The sequence below is a fragment of the Pseudomonas sp. JQ36 genome, from assembly GCF_053851495.1.
Genome location: NZ_CM132642.1, coordinates 60,532 through 75,363 on the forward strand (window position 1 = coordinate 60,532; position 14,832 = coordinate 75,363).

The window sequence follows — 14,832 nt, forward strand, 5'->3', positions numbered from 1 at the left end:
TCAACTCTGGAACACCACCATGAAGATCACCCCGATCCTCACGCAGCTGCGTGCGCAATGCCCTGGGCTTGCCAATCACATTGCGGTGGGTGTCGATCTGGCCTTGCTGCAAGGCAATGCCGATCTGCCGACATCCTCGGCCCATGTGCTGCCGTTGGCCGATGTCGCCAGCAACAGCACCGCACAAAACCTCACCGCGCAACCGATCCGCGACCGCTTCGAAATCGTCCTGGCGCTCGACGCCACGGACGCCACAAAAGCGCTGGATCTGTTGCACGACCTGCGCGCCGAACTGTGGCGCGCGCTGGTGGGGTTCAAACCGGGCAATGACTACAGCGCCATCGTCTATGACGGCGGCGAGATGGTCTCGATCAACAGCAGCCGGGCCTTCTATCGGCTGCGCTTTTTTGCCGAGTTCCAGCTCGGCCGCAATCTGCCGAGTCAGCCTGCGGAGAGTTGGCACGAACGTGAACTGGACGGTTTGTCGTCCTTTAGCGGGGTCACCGTGCGGGTCGATGCGATCGACCCGGCCGACCCCAATCTGAAACACCCGGGCCCTGACGGGCGCGTGGAACTGACTTTCTCTGGAGACGTAACCCCATGAGCAATCGCATCACCGTACTGCCGGCCGCTGGCCGTGCCGTGCCTGACCCGGAAGCGGGCGATCTGCTGCCCAAAGAAGGCCGTGAAGTGCTGGACAGCGCCTGGTGGCGCCGACGTCTGGCCGACGGCGATATCACTATCAAAACCGTAAAAGTCAAAGCACAGGGAGCCAAATAATGGCGATCGGATTCAGCAACATCCCCGCGGACATTCGTGTACCGCTGTTCTATGCCGAAATGGACAACTCGGCCGCCAATAGCGCGACCTCGGCCATGCGCCGTCTGATCGTCGCTCAGGTCAACGACAACATCGCCCCGACTGAAGTCGGCAAACTGGTGCTGGTCTCCAGCGTCGCGCTGGCAAAAAGCATCGGCGGTCAGGGCTCGATGCTCGCCTCGATGTACGAGACCTTCCGCAAGGCCGACCCGATCGGCGAGATCTGGTGCCTGCCGCTGCACAACACTGAAGGCGCCATCGCCAAAGGCGTGCTGACCCTGACTGGCACTGCGACTCAGGCTGGCGTGCTCAACCTGTACGTCGCTGGTGTGCGTGTGCAGGCCACCGTGGTCAACGGTGCCACCGCTGCTCAGGCGGCCACCGCACTGGCGCAGAAAATCAACGCCACCGCCGATCTGCCGGTGAGCGCTGCGGCTGCCGAAGGTGTGGTCACCCTGAACGCCAAGTGGACCGGCGACAGCGGTAACGACATCAGCCTGCAGTTCAATCGTCTGGGCAAGAGCAACGGCGAAGAAACCCCGGCCGGCCTGACCACTGCGATCACCGCCATGACCGGCGGCGCCGGTGTGCCGGATCAGGTCGCAGCTGTGGCTGCACTGGGCGACGAGCCGTTCGAGTTCATCGCGCTGCCGTGGTCGGATCTTTCGACCCTCAACACCTGGCAAGCGGTGATGGATGACAGCACTGGTCGCTGGTCCTGGGCCAAGCAACTGTTCGGTCACGTCTACAGCGCCAAGCGCGGCACCGTCGGCACCCTGGTTGCTGCTGGCCAGGCACGTAACGACCAGCACATGACCATTCAGGCGCTGGAGCCGGGCGTACCGCAACCGTTCTGGGTACAGGCGGCAGCACTGGCGGCGCGCACCGCGGTGTTCATCTCTGCCGATGCCAGCCGTCCGACCCAAAGCGGCAGCCTGCCGGGCGTTGATCCGGCGCCGGCCAGCGAGCGTTTCACCCTGACTGAGCGTCAGTCGCTGCTCAATTACGGCATCGCGACCGCTTACTACGAAGGCGGTTACGTGCGCATCCAGCGTTCGATCACCACCTACCAGAAGAACGCTTACGGGCAGGCCGACAACTCCTACCTGGACAGCGAAACCATGCACCAGTCGGCGTTCATCGTGCGTCGTCTGCAAAGCGTGATCACCAGCAAATACGGTCGGCACAAACTGGCTTCCGACGGCACCCGTTTCGGCGCCGGCCAGCCGATCGTGACGCCAGCGACCATTCGCGGCGAGCTGATCGCGCAGTACGCCAAGCTGGAACTGGAAGGCCACGTGGAGAACGCCGAGCTGTTCGCCGAGCACCTGATCGTCGAGCGTGACGTGCAGGACCCGAGCCGCGTGAACGTGCTGTTCCCGCCGGATTACATCAACGGTCTGCGCGTGTTCGCACTGCTCAACCAATTCCGTCTGCAATACGACGACGCGGCCTGATCGCCGCGTTTGGCCGTAAGCATTCAGCCCACTCCGGTGGGCTTTTTTATTTGAAGGGAGTAACACCATGGGTCAAGTGATTGCAGGCACCTGCTACGTCAAAGTCGACGGTGCACAACTGACTATCAACGGCGGCTGCGAAGCCCCGCTGATGGCCGTCAAACGCGAAACCGTCGTACCGGGTTTCTACAAGGAAACCGATGTCGCGCCGTCGTTCAAGGTGACCGCGCTGCACACCGCCGACTTCCCGCTGAAGAAGCTGATCGAAGGCACCGACATCACCGTCACCTGCGAATTCAGCAACGGCAAAGTCTACGTGCTGGCCGGTGCCTATCTGGTTGAGGAGCCGGTTTCCAAGGGCGATGACGCCACCATCGAACTGAAATTCGAAGGCATCAAGGGGACCTGGCAATGAGCGGCGCCGTGAAGCTTCAGGTTGCGATCGAAGCTCACGGCGAGCCCCTGACCGAACTCGTCCTGCGCCGTCCGACGGTGCAGGAAGTGCGAGCGATCAAGGCGCTGCCGTACAAGATCGACAAGAGCGAAGAAGTCAGCCTCGACATGGACGTGGCGGCCAAATACATCGCCGTGTGCGCCGGCATCCCGCCGTCGTCGGTCAACCAGCTCGATCTGGCTGACCTCAACGCGCTGAGCTGGGCCGTTGCGAGTTTTTTCATGAGTGCGGCGTCGGAGCCATCACCGACCTGATCGCAGTCGCCTATGACCTGGCCTGGTTCTGGAAGGTTGACCCCGAACAGATGATGGCCAGGCCACTGGATGTGCTCCGCGAATCGCTGGAGCACGCGCAACGGATCAATGCGATGCAGCAGGTGCAGTGATGGCAGACGAAGAAAAGAAAGTGCAAACACCGGTGCTGATCACGGGCATCGATGAACTGTCGCCCAAACTCGGCGCCCTGCGAGTAAAGGTCGAGAGCTTCAAGAAAAATCTCGAACAGACCGGCCTCGGCAAACTGGATATCAGCGGTCTGTTCAAGGGCGGCAGCGTGATCACGCCGTTCGTGGACGGGATCAAATCGGCGGCAGCGTTTCAGGGCAAATTGACTGAAGTCAGCGAGACGGCGAAAGCCGTCGACCTGCCTGCGGCGCCGAAAGTCGCTGCACAGAACATGAACGTGTTCAGTGCGTCGATGGAAAAGGTTTCCGCTGCTGTTGACGCGGCGCTGGTGCCAGCAGTCGGTGCGTTGGTGGTCGGGCTTGAGCCAATGCTGACTCAGTTCGGCAGCCTGCTTGCCGACAATCCGCAACTGGTTGAAGGGCTGGCGGCGGGGGCCATCGCTTTCTCGGCGATGCAAACTGCGGTCAGCGGTGCGACGCAAGTGTTCGATGTCATGAGCATGGTGCTCAAGACCAATCCGATCATGCTCATCGCCATGGGCATCGCGGTGGCGGCCGGTTTGATCTATGCCAACTGGACGCCGATCAGCGCGTTCTTCAAAGGCATGTGGGAAGGCGTGAAAAACATCGGTGCGAGTGCGATGGCGACGTTGCGCTCGATTCTTGACTGGCGACCACTGGATGCACTGGCGGCGCTGTGGTCACCGGTCGCGGGATTCTTCTCGGGCATGTGGGACGAGGTCAAAGCCGTCACTGCGCCTGTAATCGACTTCTTCAAATCGGTGTTCTCGTGGACGCCCGCCGGCATGATCCTGGAAAACTGGGCGCCGCTGACCGGACTGTTTTCGGCGATCTGGGAACTGCTCAAGGCCTTGAGTGTGCCGGTGATGGCGTTCCTCCGAAACCTGTTCGACTTCTCGCCGATGCAGATGATCAACAGTGCGTGGGGTGGCGTTGTCAGGTTCTTCGAGCCGATGTTCAGCAGCCTGCGAAAAGTCGCGCAACCGGCTAAAGAGTTTCTGGTGTCGTTGTTCGATTTCTCGCCCATGCAGATGATCACCAGCGCGTGGGGCGGTGTTGTTGCGTACTTCCAGCCGCTGTGGGCGACGCTGCAATCGGCCGTGCAAAGCACCCGGGATACATTGCGGGCACTGTTCGATTATTTCCCGATGGAAATGATCACCAGCGCCTGGGGTGGTGTCGTCGGGTACTTCGAACCGATCTGGACGGCACTGCAAACGTCAGTGCAGCGGGTCAAAGGCTTTTTCACCAGTCTGTTCGAGTGGTCGCCGCTGGAACAGATTGCGCAGTACTGGCAGCCGGTCGGCGACGTCTTTTCGGCGCTGTGGGATGTCGTGTTGGCGGCGTCTGCGCCGGTCGTGGACTTCCTGCACACCCTGTTCGAATGGAAACCTCTGGATCAGATCATCGAGAGCTGGGGGCCGATTGTCGGGTGGTTCGGCGAGTTGTGGCAAAAGCTGCAAACCGTCATCGCGCCGATCAAGGAGCTGTTCGACGGTGGTTTCGCCGGGTTGATCGCCAAGGTCACCGGCAAGGTTGAAACGCTGACCCAGGCGCAGCGCCAGACCAATGCCGAAGGCAAGGGTGAGCTGGCGCCGGCGTTCTTTGGCGCAGGTCCCGCGTCTGCTGGAAACGGGGCGTTACAGGGCAGTTCGCTGCCACAAACCTCCAGCGCCCTGATCCAGCAGAGCGCTGCCAACAACCGCACGCAACTCGAAGGCGGCCTGACCGTGCGCTTCGAAAATGCGCCGGCGGGGTTGCGCACCGATCAACCACAAACCAATCAACCGGGCCTGGCGCTGTCTTCGCGCATCGGCTATCGCTCGCTGTCGGCAGGAGGTTCCAATGAACTGGCGTGACCGTTTGTTGCCGGCATCGTTTCGCGGTGTCGGGTTCTGGATCGATCAGGCGAAAACCCCGGTCGGTCGCAAAGGTCAGTTGCACGAGTATCCGCAACGCGACCTGCCGTATTTCGAGGATCTCGGCCAGCAGGCCAAGACCCACGACCTCACGGCGTTCATCATCGGCGCCGATTGCCTGGAGCAGCGCGACAAGCTGCTCAAGGCCCTGGAGGCGGGCAGTGGTGAACTGGTGCATCCGTGGCTCGGACGCCTGCAAGTCAAGGTCGGCGAATGCGACATGACCCACACCCGCCAGGACGGCGGGCTGGTGACGTTCAGTCTGAAGTTCTATCCCGACCGGCCGTTGCCGTTTCCGACCGCCACGGTCAGTACGCAAAAAATCCTCTTGGCCAAGGCTGACACGCTGTTGGGTTCGGCGGTGGCGCGCTTCGAGCAGGCGATGACGTTGATCAAGGCCGCACGGATCGGCATCGCTAATCTGCGCAACAGCCTGACCGGGGTTTACGAGGTGATCAAGGAGCAGCTCAAACCGCTGATCGAGCAGTATCGGCAGATCACCGAACTGGTCAAAGCGGTCAAGGAATTGCCCAAGGAAGTGGCGGCGGAGTTCAAGGGCTTGCTCGGCGATATCAAGGAGCTGAAGGAATTCGCGAAGGAGGGCTACCGTGGCGTGATTGCCGACGTGTCCCAACAACTCGAAGCCATCCGCAAGGCTGATGCGCCGAAGATCACCACCGGCAAGGACACCAACGCGGCGGCGCAAGCCATGGCCGATCTGGTGCAGGACACCCTGCTGGTGAAAGTGGCGCAATGGGTGGCATCGATGCCGGTGGCGACAAGCCCGGTGAAACTGTCATCGACACCTACGGTAGGGCAGCAGGCGACAAGCCCGGTGACCCGCCAGGAAGTCCCGGTCAGTGACGACATGCAGGCACTGCGAGAGGCCGTGGCGGTGGCGATCAATCCGATGCTGGACAAGGCCGGCCCGGTGCACTATCAGGCCATCAGCGATGTGAAAGAGGCGCTGATTGCGCACCTCAAGGCCGTGGCATCGTCGGGTGTACGGCAAGTCAGCAAGTCGTTCCAGGAAAGCTTTCCGGCACTGGTGGTGGCTTACAAGTACCTTGGTGATGCGACGCGAGTCACGGAAATCACTCAACGCAACGGGATCACCCATCCCGGTTTCTCACCCAACGAAGTGAAAGTCTCCGGGGAGTAAACCATGAGCGAGATAGACAACCGCGTCACGCTGACCGTCGACAACATGGAATACGGCGGCTGGAAAAGTGTGGAAATCACGGCTGATCTGGAGCGTCAGTTTCGTACCTTCAAACTCGACATCACCTGGCAGTGGCCGGGGCAGACGGTGGACAAACCGATCAAACCGGGCGATCCGTGCGAAGTGAAGATCGGCCAGGACCTGGTGCTCACCGGTTATGTGTTCAAGGCGCCGATCAGCTACGACGGACGCCAGATCAGCCTGACCATCGAGGGCAGTTCCTGTACTCAGGATCTGGTGGACTGTGCCGCAATCAACCGTCCTAACCAGTGGAAAGACCAGCCGATGCTGGGCATCGTCGAGGCTTTGGCGTCGACTTACAAGGTCAAGGTGGTCAGCGAGATTGCCGAAACCACGCGATTGGGCAGCTACACCCTCGTGCCGGGGGAAACGGTGTTTCAATCGATCGATCGTCTGCTTTCGCTGTTTCGGGTGTTCTCCACCGACGATGCGTCAGGACGGCTGGTACTGGCCAGACCCGGCAGCGCTGGCCGGGCCAGTGATGCGCTGGAGCTGGGCAAGAATATTCTCTCGGCCAATGCGCCGATGGATTACAGCCAGGTGTTCTCTGAATACCGGGTCATTGGCCAGCAGAAAGGCAACGATCAGAAAAGCGGCGCGGCGGTCAGCGAGATTGAATCGATCGCCACGGATCTGGGCTACAAGCGCCGCCGCGTGACCGTGATCAACGAGGGCCTGCAGATCAATCCTGATCTGTCGCTCAAACGGGCGCTCTGGGAAAGCACCACGCGCGTTGGTCGGGCGCAGACCACCACCTATCAGGTGCAGGGCTGGCGCCAGACCAATGGCGATCTGTGGCGCCACAACACACTGGTCAAGGTCACGGATCCGGTGCTCGGCTTCGACGGCGACATGCTGATCTCCAAAGTGACGTATTCGCTGTCGGCGCAAGGCTCGGTGACCACCCTGCAAGTGGCGCCGCCGCAGACCTTTGATCCCGATCCCACACCCCCGAAACAAACCTGAGCCTGACACCCATCCCCTGTGGGAGCGGGCTTGCTCGCGAAAGCGTCGGCAGCTCCAACATCCCATTGACTGACCCACCGCTTTCGCGAGCAAGCCCGCTCCCACATGTTGTTCGTGTCGGGTCTGCTCTCTGAGGACATTTCATGAGCCTACTGACACGCCTGCTGGCGCGCGGCACTGTCGTGCTCGCCCATTCGGCATCCAAGCTGCAATCGCTGCAAATGCGCCTCACCGCCGGTGAAGTGAACGACGACCTGGAGCACTTCGAACCCTACGGTTTCACCAGCAACCCGCTGGCCGGCGCCGAAGGCATCGTCACGTTTCTCGGCGGTGACCGTTCTCACGCCATCGCCCTGGTGGTCGCCGATCGCCGTTATCGCCTGCAGTCGCTGGCCTCGGGCGAAGTGGCGCTCTACACCGACGAAGGCGACAGGATTCACTTCAAGCGCGGGCGAATCATCGACATCGAAACCGCCACCCTGAACATCCGCGCCAGCAGCGCGGTGAACTTCGACACGCCGGTGATCAACCAGACCGGCAAGATCGTTTCCACCGGTGATCAACTCGCCGGTGGCATCAGCCAGATCAAACACGTGCACGTCGGCGTGCAGGCCGGCAGCGGCCAGACCGGTGTGCCGGCAGGAGGCCAATGATGTTTATCAGCCAGAACCTCCACGCCGCACTGACCCGCGCCGTGCTCATCAGCCTGTTCACCTGGCGCCGCGCCGCCGATGACGACGCCCTCGACGACGAGGAGCGCTTCGGCTGGTGGGGCGACAGCTTTCCCAGCGTCGCCGACGATCGCATCGGTTCGCGGCTGTGGCTTTTGCGTCGGGTCAAGCTGACCCGACAGACCCAGATGGACGCCGAGTTCTATGCCCGCGAAGCCTTGCAATGGCTGATCGACGACGGCCACTGCAGCGCCATCGACATCATCAGCGAACGCCTCGACGCCCAGCGCCTGAACCTGCGCACGGTCCTGACCCTGGCCGACGGCGAACGTCTGGACATCAACCCCGATAACAGTTGGCAGGTGATCTATGCCGTTTGAAACCCCTTCGCTGCCGGTGCTGATCAAACGCACCCAAAGCGACCTGGCCGGCGATTCGCTGCGCCAGTCCGATGCGCAAGTGTTGGCCCGCACCCTCGGTGGCGCGGCTTATGGTCTGTACGGTTATCTCGACTGGATTGCCGAGCAGATCCTGCCGGACAAGGCCGACGAATCGACCCTGGAACGCATCGCCGCCCTGCGCCTGAACCAGCCGCGCAAACCGGCGCAAGTCGCCACCGGCAGCGTCAGTTTTACCGCCACTGCCGGCGCGGTGCTGGATGTCGACACGCTGTTGCAAGCGAGCGATGGCCGTACCTACAAAGTCACCGCCGCGCGCACCACCGTCAATGGCAGCAATACCACCACCATCGCGGCGCTCGATGCTGGCAGCCTGGGCAATGCCGATGGCGGTCTGGCGCTGAACCCGGTGCAGCCGATCGCCGGCGTGGTCGGCAACAGTTTTGTGGTGCTCGCGCCCGGCCTCAGTGGCGGCGTGGCGCGAGAAAGCCTGGAGTCGTTGCGCTCGCGGGTGATCCGCTCTTATCGCGTGATCCCCCACGGCGGTTCGGCGAGCGACTACGAGACCTGGGCGCTGGAAGTGCCGGGTGTGACGCGGGCCTGGTGCCGCGGCGGTTTCCTTGGTCCGGGCACGGTGACGGTGTTCATCATGCGTGATGAAGACCCGCAACCGGTGCCCAACGACGAACAACTGGCGGAGGTTCAGGAGTACATCGAACCGCTGCGCCCGGTGACGGCGGAAGTGCATGTGCAGCGGCCGATTCAGGTGCCGGTGGTGTACCGCTTCAAGAGCGTCAATCCAGACACCACTGCGGTGCGCGCCGCCGTTGAAGCGCAATTGCGCGACCTGCACAACCGCGAGGCCGACCTCGGTGTACCGCTGCTGATCAGCCATATCCGCGAAGCCATCAGCAGCGCCGGCGGTGAGTACGACCACACGCTGACCGCACCGGCCGCTGACGTGCCTGCCGGGCAAAGCGAACTGCTGACCTTCGGAGGCTGCGTATGGGGGGCATAAGAACCGCCGCGCAATATCAGGCGCAGCTGCGCGCGTTGCTGCCCAGCGGTCCGGCGTGGGACCCGGAGCGCGTTCCGGAACTCGAGGAAGTGCTGCAAGGCGTGGCCGTCGAACTGGCGCGCCTCGACGCGCGCGCCGCCGACCTGCTCAACGAGATGGACCCGGCCGGTGTCAGCGAACTGGTGCCGGACTGGGAGCGAGTGATGGAGCTGCCCGACCCGTGCCTGGGCGCCACACCGCTGTTCGACGACCGCCGCCTCGCGGTACGCCGACGCTTGCTCGCGGTCGGCAGCCAGGCTGTCGGCTATTACCTCGACATCGCCAAAAGCCAGGGCTACCCCAACGCCAGCATCACCGAACACGAAGCCCCCCGCATGGGTCGCTCGCGTTTTGGCGCAGCGCACTGGGGCACCTGGGAAGCGCAATTCATGTGGACCCTCAACACCGGCGGCCGCCTGCTGCTCGGCCGGCGCTACGGCGCGAGTTACTGGGGCGAGCGCTTTGGTGTGAATCCGGGCTCGGCACTCGAGTGCCTGATCCACCGCAGTGCGCCGGCGCATACCAAGGTGCACATCAACTATGAATAGGGAGGGATGACGGGATGGATTATCCGAAAAGCATGCCGGGTATCGGTCTGGTCAACAGCCGTTTTGTCGATGAAAACCCGATCACCGGAACCCCCGGATCGTTGATTCCCGCGGAGTGGGGCAACGCCCTGACCGAGGAGGTTTTGACGGTTATCAAAGCTGCCGGGATCGAACCCACCGAGGGGCTCAACACGCAATTGCTGGAGGCGTTGCGCGGCAAAAAGCTATATGAAACGCCACCTCAATTCGATGTCAGTCAGAAGGTTGCGACGACAGAATTTGTTCAGCGCGCGCTGGGCAGTCTGGCGGGGCAGACCAACTATGTCGGGGATGTGACGCTGACGGTGGCTGATGTTGGCAAGCTATCAGTCTTCACTGGCCCCTGTACGGTGACTCTGCCTGATTGGTCCAGTGTTTCTCCAGGTGAACTGGTCAGCATTCTGAGCAGCACCGGTAGTTTGACGGTAAAGGCTCGTAGTGGTGAAAGTCTGAGCACCATCAATGGGGTACCCACTACCTCCTTGTCATTTGCAGGGGGGTGTTTCGTAACCTTCAGGCGACTGCTATTGGGTGGGGGGTGGGGACTGGACTCCGGCGATGGCGCGCTCAAATATTCGCCGATGTTCACCGCTTCCCTGGGCGACAACGGCTATCAGCGCCTACCCAGCGGCATGATTTTGCAGTGGGGAACGGCTTCGGGGGGAGGGCTGAGTGAGACCGTCACTTATCCGATCGCATTTCCCAACAAAGTGCTCCTGCTGTCGGGAGGCGATATTTCTCCGGCATTCACCGACCTGCGTTTCTCCTTGTGGAAACTCTCGTCAAGCCAGTTTCAGCGCTTCTCCAATGGCGACCCCGGCGGGTGGAACTGGTTCGCCCTGGGCTTCTGACGATAAAGGTGAGGACGATGAAATACATTCATTTCGATGCCCAGGGCGAACTTCTTGGGCGCTACGACTCGGCTATTCACCTGCAGATTCCTGCCGGCGCGGTGGAGATCTCCGACGAACTGTTCCTGCGCACGATTGATGAGCGCGACGGCATCTGGCGATATACCGACGGCAAGGTCACCAAACATTCTTTGCCGAACGCTTCGCAAGTGGTTGATGGCGAGCGAAGAGCTGCCGCCCTGGCGCGCCGTGATGAGCTGTTGGCTGAAGCCGATCAGCAAACCGTCGGCATGGCGGACGCCTACATCGCGGGCCTGCTCGATGCAGACGATATGCGGCGATTCAAGGCATTCGCGACCTACAAACTGGCGCTGAACAAGATCGACAAGCAGCCGGGCTACCCGCAAAACGTGGCCTGGCCTGTGCTGCCCGCCTGAGACCTGTTCCGGTCGGAAGCCTGAAAACCTGTCTAAAAAATCCATCACTCTGAATAACGGGAGGTCCGTCCGTGGACTATCCAAAAAGTGTGCCCAGCGCCGGTCTGGTGAATGGCAAGTTTATTGATGAAAACCCGCTGACCGGGACGCCGGGATCGCTGATTCCTGCAGATTGGGGCAACGGGGTTACGCAGGAAATTCTCAACGTGATCAAGGCCGGGGATCTGACTCCGGACGAGAAGAAATACGATCAGTTGTTGCAGGCGATTCAGAGCGTTTCGGCCAAGGGCTGGAATCTGGATTCGGCGTTGCCGATCGGGTCTTTGCCGGCCGCGACGGTGGCGACGCCGGACGGTCGTCTGGCGATCACTCCGGCAGCGGTTGCCACCAGTGGCGGGCGAGTCTCGATTCCGGCGGGCGTGCTGATCTGTCTCGGTCAGGAAGTGGTGGCCGGGCAGTTGGGGCGTGCGCGTACGTTTACCACTCAGGCATGGAGCAGCCCCGATTTGCTGCCAAGCACCGGTTACTTCTTGCGGGCCCAGGTGATCGGCGGTGTGCTGATCTTTTACATGCAACGCGGCACGATTTATGACGCTGCACCGGAAGGGTTGAAGGGTACGGTCAATGGTGCGGCGGGCGGTGGTTTCCAGTCTACGCCGCTGGATCTCTGTCTGGCCTGGGTCGTCACGGCAGGACCGGGTTCGATGCCCACTGTCAGAGCGATCTACAACCGTAGTCGGTTGTCGTGGACGCAAACGGTTAACGGCAACGGTGTGGTTTATCTGCCACTTGATCCGCATGCCCGTGCGGCACGGTTGGTGGTGGGGAATCCAACCCCCCATCCGACCGGTATTACCACGGTGGCCTTCGCTCCGGGAGGATGGCTGGGGGGCAACTATTCTTACCTGAATCCGACGGTTACTACTTCCAGCAACTGGGATGGCTGGAGCACCGTCGGTGCTTCGGTAGGAATCTTCACGAGTAACGTTGTCAACGACACGACGGTTTCCACGCTATCGGCCAGTTTCGACCATGCAGAGTTGCGTTCGCTTTGGCAGGTTTATCAAAGCGAACACACCCTCGGCTCGGGAAATGCCTCAAGTGATGAGTTGTTATTTGGTATGGGAATCAAGAGTTTTTCTCAAGCCGATTACGCCAACGGTATTGCGATCAACTTTGCCTCAGCCATCAATGTGCATTTTTCCTGGGAGCTGATCCGATGATCATCATTCAAGAACTTCACCAGTTCGAAGAAGGCTTGCGCCCGGCCCAGCCATCCATTGCCCATGATTGGGATGGAGAAAAATGGCAGCTGAATGCGTCCAGAGTTGCCGAGCTGGAACTTCAGGAAGCCGAACAGCTGTGTTCCAAGGTCGACGCGGCGGCCGACAGTGCTCGTACCGTTTTGGCAGGCGACCCGCTCAAAGCCATGGAGTACGCCCAGGCTGCTGCCGACGCTCAGGCTTATCAAGACGCCGGTTATCCGAAAAAAGAGGTGCCGTTGTCGGTTGCTGCGTGGGTAGTCAAAGGTCGCACTGCCAAACAGGCTGCCGAACAGATTCTGAGCAAGGCCGAGCAACTCACCGACCATTTGCTGACCCTGCGCACCTTGCGCCTGAAGGCCAAACAGCAGATCCGCGCGCACGCCGCCAAAGGCAATCTCGATCTGGCACGAAGTGCGGGCGATGAGGCGTTGGCGGCGATTCGCGAACTGCTCAGCGGCCAGACTTTCTAGTCGCACCGTCTGCGTGCTGCATCACCCAAGCCCACTTCACCGTGGGCTTTTTATTTTCAGAAAACAGACCGCCGCTGGCTCGTACTCGCGATCGCCACGACGCGGTTCATTTGTTATTTCAGAGGAACGAAAAACCTATGGATTATCCAAAAAGCGTCCCCAGCGTCGGCCTCGTCGATGGCCGCTTTGTCGATGAAAACCCGGTGGCAGGCACGCCGGGTTCGTTGATTCCGGCGGTGTGGGGCAACAGCGTGACTCAGGAGATCCTGAGTGTGATCAACGGCGGCGGATTGGTGGCTTCTGAAGCCGACACCGGTCAGTTGTACAAGGCGATTCAGTCGATCATCGGCAGAGCGAGCCCGATGCGTTCGGTCATCACCCGACTGGCCGCATCGAAAACCCTGACCGAGGCCGAGCTTGGCCTGGTGCTGATCGACGGCAGCCCGGGGCCAGTGACCTTGCTGCTGCCACCGGCCAACGCCGCCCTCGGTGTGCGCGACGTGATTATTCGGCGGGTGGACAACAGCGGCAATCGCATGGTCATCCAGGCGTCAGGTACTGACGGGATTCGTTTTCACACCCATCTGTCGGCCAGCGGTTATCCATTCTTCGTCTTGATGGGCGGCGGTGACTGGTGGCATTTGCGCAGTGATGGGGCCGGGAGCTGGTGGCCGGTAGGTCGTTTTGACAACACCCCGTTGGGGCGGCCTTTTTTCGAGACGACCCTGATGCTCAGTCCCGGTGGATACGGTGCATTGAATGGCACCGTGATGAAACGCGCGGAATGGCCGTGGCTGTGGGATCACGCCCAGCAGTCAGGAATGTTGGGAGCCGAAGCCTTACGCGTAGGCACCGAGGGGAAATGGACCACGGGTGACGGTGCGACGACCTTTCGTGGCCCTGAAGGGCGAGGGGAGTTCCTGCGGGTTCTGGATGAAGGTCGTGGTGTGGATGCCGGGCGTGCGATGGGTACTTTTCAGCCTGGATCGACGCATTCGTATGCGCAAGGTGCCAATGGCGGAGGCGCTGTTGGCGCGTACTGGTCAGATAGCCTGACCAACTTTGGCGCGGATACCCGGGAAGAACCGCAATACGTTACGGGATTGATCAATGGTGGTCCGACTTTCCCCGTGAATACCACTTACCAGAGGGATACCGCAGCAACATTGCTCTACGCCTTCAAATCCCGCCCGCGCAACATCGCCTATCCCGGCCGCATCAAACTCATCTGAGGCACTTTATGTTCAATTATCTATTTGATGGTTCGGGCGCTCTGTCCGGGCCCGTCGAGTTCATTGTCACGCCGGGCATTGGCATCCAGTTACCCGGTAATGCTGTTGAGCTGGCGTACGAATTGCCTGAGCCGGAAACCGGCCGTAGCTGGGCACTGATCAACGGCGTACCGCGTGAGGTGATCGATCGCCGTGGCGTGGTTTATCGCAAGGAAGGCGGTGCGCAGCAGATTTGGACCGACCTGGGTGAGTTGCCGGATACCCTGACCGCACAGCCATGGCCAGGTGAATTCCACATCTGGCGCGACAACGCTTGGGTGCTGGATGAGCAGGCTCGTTTGGCGAGCGTCAGACAGCAATGTCTCGGCCAGCGCGATGCACTGCTGCGCGATGCCGTCCTGCGCATCGCGCCGCTGCAATACGCCGAGGATATTGGCGATGCCAACCATGACGAACAACTGCTGCTGATCGAATGGAAGCTCTACAGCGTCGAGCTGAATCGCATCGAAAAGCAGGTCGGATTCCCCGACGAAATTACCTGGCCGGTCGCGCCCGGCGCAGCCGTAGCCGACTGATTTCAGC

General features: G+C 61.1%; 18 protein-coding genes. All 18 read left to right on the forward strand.

Features of this window, described 5'->3' with window-relative positions; all coding sequences use genetic code 11:
* Positions 1-19: 19 nt before the first annotated feature.
* The 18 genes from ACS4NR_RS00295 to ACS4NR_RS00380 all read left to right on the forward strand — a co-directional run bounded on the left by ACS4NR_RS00295 (position 20) and on the right by ACS4NR_RS00380 (position 14,825).
* A complete protein-coding gene (locus tag ACS4NR_RS00295; protein ID WP_456018827.1) occupies positions 20-604 on the forward strand; it encodes a phage tail terminator protein in 585 nt (194 codons plus the stop codon).
* Positions 601-780: a DUF2635 domain-containing protein gene (locus ACS4NR_RS00300; protein ID WP_095138390.1), complete on the forward strand. Its 180-nt coding sequence runs from the start codon at positions 601-603 to the stop codon at positions 778-780. The genes ACS4NR_RS00295 and ACS4NR_RS00300 overlap by 4 nt, the downstream gene beginning before the upstream one ends.
* Positions 780-2,276 (forward strand): phage tail sheath subtilisin-like domain-containing protein, encoded by a 1,497-nt coding sequence (locus ACS4NR_RS00305; protein ID WP_027611067.1) that lies wholly within the window; start codon positions 780-782, stop codon positions 2,274-2,276. Before ACS4NR_RS00300 ends, ACS4NR_RS00305 begins: the two co-directional genes overlap by 1 nt.
* 67 nt (positions 2,277-2,343) lie before the next feature.
* Positions 2,344-2,691, forward strand: a complete 348-nt coding sequence (locus tag ACS4NR_RS00310) for a phage tail tube protein (protein ID WP_007964335.1) — start codon at positions 2,344-2,346, stop codon at positions 2,689-2,691.
* Positions 2,688-2,984: a phage tail assembly protein gene (locus tag ACS4NR_RS00315; protein WP_003222226.1), complete on the forward strand. Its 297-nt coding sequence runs from the start codon at positions 2,688-2,690 to the stop codon at positions 2,982-2,984. The genes ACS4NR_RS00310 and ACS4NR_RS00315 overlap by 4 nt, the downstream gene beginning before the upstream one ends.
* A gap of 130 nt (positions 2,985-3,114) precedes the next feature.
* Positions 3,115-5,013, forward strand: coding sequence for a phage tail protein (locus tag ACS4NR_RS00320; protein WP_456018828.1), 1,899 nt, complete (start codon positions 3,115-3,117; stop codon positions 5,011-5,013).
* Positions 5,000-6,235: a DNA circularization protein gene (locus tag ACS4NR_RS00325; RefSeq protein WP_456018829.1), complete on the forward strand. Its 1,236-nt coding sequence runs from the start codon at positions 5,000-5,002 to the stop codon at positions 6,233-6,235. Before ACS4NR_RS00320 ends, ACS4NR_RS00325 begins: the two co-directional genes overlap by 14 nt.
* 3 nt (positions 6,236-6,238) lie before the next feature.
* Positions 6,239-7,282: a phage baseplate assembly protein gene (locus ACS4NR_RS00330; RefSeq protein ID WP_456018830.1), complete on the forward strand. Its 1,044-nt coding sequence runs from the start codon at positions 6,239-6,241 to the stop codon at positions 7,280-7,282.
* 143 nt (positions 7,283-7,425) lie between these two features.
* The gene (locus tag ACS4NR_RS00335) at positions 7,426-7,935 is read left to right on the forward strand and encodes a phage baseplate assembly protein V (RefSeq protein WP_095138396.1); all 510 of its coding nucleotides are present in this window, start codon (positions 7,426-7,428) and stop codon (positions 7,933-7,935) included.
* Positions 7,935-8,333 carry a phage GP46 family protein gene (locus tag ACS4NR_RS00340; protein WP_095138397.1) on the forward strand — a complete coding sequence of 133 codons (399 nt, stop codon included), beginning with the start codon at positions 7,935-7,937 and terminating at the stop codon, positions 8,331-8,333. Before ACS4NR_RS00335 ends, ACS4NR_RS00340 begins: the two co-directional genes overlap by 1 nt.
* The gene (locus ACS4NR_RS00345; protein ID WP_095138398.1) at positions 8,323-9,369 is read left to right on the forward strand and encodes a baseplate J/gp47 family protein; all 1,047 of its coding nucleotides are present in this window, start codon (positions 8,323-8,325) and stop codon (positions 9,367-9,369) included. Before ACS4NR_RS00340 ends, ACS4NR_RS00345 begins: the two co-directional genes overlap by 11 nt.
* Positions 9,357-9,956, forward strand: coding sequence for a YmfQ family protein (locus tag ACS4NR_RS00350; RefSeq protein ID WP_456018831.1), 600 nt, complete (start codon positions 9,357-9,359; stop codon positions 9,954-9,956). Before ACS4NR_RS00345 ends, ACS4NR_RS00350 begins: the two co-directional genes overlap by 13 nt.
* 14 nt (positions 9,957-9,970) lie before the next feature.
* Complete coding sequence (locus ACS4NR_RS00355) at positions 9,971-10,846, forward strand: gp53-like domain-containing protein (protein WP_456018832.1); 876 nt, start codon at positions 9,971-9,973, stop codon at positions 10,844-10,846.
* A gap of 17 nt (positions 10,847-10,863) precedes the next feature.
* Complete coding sequence (locus tag ACS4NR_RS00360) at positions 10,864-11,283, forward strand: tail fiber assembly protein (protein WP_456018833.1); 420 nt, start codon at positions 10,864-10,866, stop codon at positions 11,281-11,283.
* A gap of 71 nt (positions 11,284-11,354) precedes the next feature.
* The gene (locus ACS4NR_RS00365; RefSeq protein ID WP_456018834.1) at positions 11,355-12,506 is read left to right on the forward strand and encodes a phage tail protein; all 1,152 of its coding nucleotides are present in this window, start codon (positions 11,355-11,357) and stop codon (positions 12,504-12,506) included.
* Positions 12,503-13,018, forward strand: coding sequence for a phage tail protein (locus ACS4NR_RS00370; RefSeq protein WP_456018835.1), 516 nt, complete (start codon positions 12,503-12,505; stop codon positions 13,016-13,018). The genes ACS4NR_RS00365 and ACS4NR_RS00370 overlap by 4 nt, the downstream gene beginning before the upstream one ends.
* Positions 13,019-13,155: 137 nt before the next feature.
* A complete protein-coding gene (locus tag ACS4NR_RS00375) occupies positions 13,156-14,250 on the forward strand; it encodes a phage tail protein (RefSeq protein WP_456018836.1) in 1,095 nt (364 codons plus the stop codon).
* A gap of 8 nt (positions 14,251-14,258) precedes the next feature.
* A complete protein-coding gene (locus tag ACS4NR_RS00380; protein ID WP_456018837.1) occupies positions 14,259-14,825 on the forward strand; it encodes a tail fiber assembly protein in 567 nt (188 codons plus the stop codon).
* Positions 14,826-14,832 lie beyond the last annotated feature (7 nt).

Coding starts and splice junctions, on each gene's coding strand:
- ACS4NR_RS00295 (WP_456018827.1), top strand. CDS start 20: ATGAAGATCACCCCGATCCTCACGCAGCTGCGTGCGCAATGCCCTGGG.
- ACS4NR_RS00300 (WP_095138390.1), top strand. CDS start 601: ATGAGCAATCGCATCACCGTACTGCCGGCCGCTGGCCGTGCCGTGCCT.
- ACS4NR_RS00305 (WP_027611067.1), top strand. CDS start 780: ATGGCGATCGGATTCAGCAACATCCCCGCGGACATTCGTGTACCGCTG.
- ACS4NR_RS00310 (WP_007964335.1), top strand. CDS start 2,344: ATGGGTCAAGTGATTGCAGGCACCTGCTACGTCAAAGTCGACGGTGCA.
- ACS4NR_RS00315 (WP_003222226.1), top strand. CDS start 2,688: ATGAGCGGCGCCGTGAAGCTTCAGGTTGCGATCGAAGCTCACGGCGAG.
- ACS4NR_RS00320 (WP_456018828.1), top strand. CDS start 3,115: ATGGCAGACGAAGAAAAGAAAGTGCAAACACCGGTGCTGATCACGGGC.
- ACS4NR_RS00325 (WP_456018829.1), top strand. CDS start 5,000: ATGAACTGGCGTGACCGTTTGTTGCCGGCATCGTTTCGCGGTGTCGGG.
- ACS4NR_RS00330 (WP_456018830.1), top strand. CDS start 6,239: ATGAGCGAGATAGACAACCGCGTCACGCTGACCGTCGACAACATGGAA.
- ACS4NR_RS00335 (WP_095138396.1), top strand. CDS start 7,426: ATGAGCCTACTGACACGCCTGCTGGCGCGCGGCACTGTCGTGCTCGCC.
- ACS4NR_RS00340 (WP_095138397.1), top strand. CDS start 7,935: ATGTTTATCAGCCAGAACCTCCACGCCGCACTGACCCGCGCCGTGCTC.
- ACS4NR_RS00345 (WP_095138398.1), top strand. CDS start 8,323: ATGCCGTTTGAAACCCCTTCGCTGCCGGTGCTGATCAAACGCACCCAA.
- ACS4NR_RS00350 (WP_456018831.1), top strand. CDS start 9,357: ATGGGGGGCATAAGAACCGCCGCGCAATATCAGGCGCAGCTGCGCGCG.
- ACS4NR_RS00355 (WP_456018832.1), top strand. CDS start 9,971: ATGGATTATCCGAAAAGCATGCCGGGTATCGGTCTGGTCAACAGCCGT.
- ACS4NR_RS00360 (WP_456018833.1), top strand. CDS start 10,864: ATGAAATACATTCATTTCGATGCCCAGGGCGAACTTCTTGGGCGCTAC.
- ACS4NR_RS00370 (WP_456018835.1), top strand. CDS start 12,503: ATGATCATCATTCAAGAACTTCACCAGTTCGAAGAAGGCTTGCGCCCG.
- ACS4NR_RS00375 (WP_456018836.1), top strand. CDS start 13,156: ATGGATTATCCAAAAAGCGTCCCCAGCGTCGGCCTCGTCGATGGCCGC.
- ACS4NR_RS00380 (WP_456018837.1), top strand. CDS start 14,259: ATGTTCAATTATCTATTTGATGGTTCGGGCGCTCTGTCCGGGCCCGTC.